The 806-nt window shown below is 55.3% G+C and carries 1 protein-coding gene; it reads right to left on the bottom strand.

The window, feature by feature from the left end; translation table 11 throughout:
• Positions 1–806, bottom strand: an 806-nt coding sequence (locus HMPREF3171_RS11985; protein ID WP_210385585.1) for a YPDG domain-containing protein, incomplete at both ends; no start/stop codon positions are given.

Here is an 806-nt window from a genome sequence, read left to right as displayed (position 1 = left end):
GCAACCTTAAACGGTGCAACACCAGTAGCGGTCGTGCCGTCCTTGTAGGTAACCTTCACCGGCACGTCAATCGTGGTACCAGGAGCAGTACCCTTCGGGAACTTCAACGAAACCGCACCAGTAGCCTCGTCGACCGAAATGTCGTAGCCCTCCGGAACGGTGAAGGTCTCCGGCAACTCGAACTTCGTCGGCTGCTTATCCGCATCCTCAGCAGTCAGCTGCTCAGCAGTGAGCTTCTCAACCTGATCGGTATCCGTACGGTCAAACGTCGGAGCACCAGAGTTCAGCGGCTCACCAGCCTTGCCTTCCTTCTGCTCGTACTCCGGAGCCCAATCCACAAGCACCGTGAAAGCATCGGTAGCAATACGATCGCCGCGCTCACCGGTATCTTCCTTCACCGGGTACAAGTTCGCAGCAAACGTCGTCGTCTTCGTAATACCGTCCGGGAACAGCTCCTTATTACCCGTATCGAGCGCACAGGACGGAATCGTGGTATCGGTTTTAGCCGCGACAGCATCACACTTGTGCACAACCTCGCCGGTCTCAGTGTTGACCCACTCGATCTCGTACTTCAGACCCTCAACAAACTTCGAAGGCAAACCAGACGTAAACGTCTCCGCAACATCACCCGGCTTCGCATAATTCTGCTGCGTGTCATACTCGAGCACATCAAAGACGGTGTAATCCGAGTACAGGATCATATTGTTGTTCGCCAAACGGCCCGCCTGCACGTAATTCCACACACCAGCCCACGTCTGGTCCGTATTGACGAACGTGCCGCCAGTGTAAGCGTTGGTGTTAAACGG

Source organism: Corynebacterium sp. HMSC08F01, from assembly GCF_001807545.1.
GTDB classification, from domain to species: Bacteria; Actinomycetota; Actinomycetes; order Mycobacteriales; family Mycobacteriaceae; genus Corynebacterium; species Corynebacterium coyleae.
This window is presented reverse-complemented; position numbering and strand designations above follow the sequence as displayed.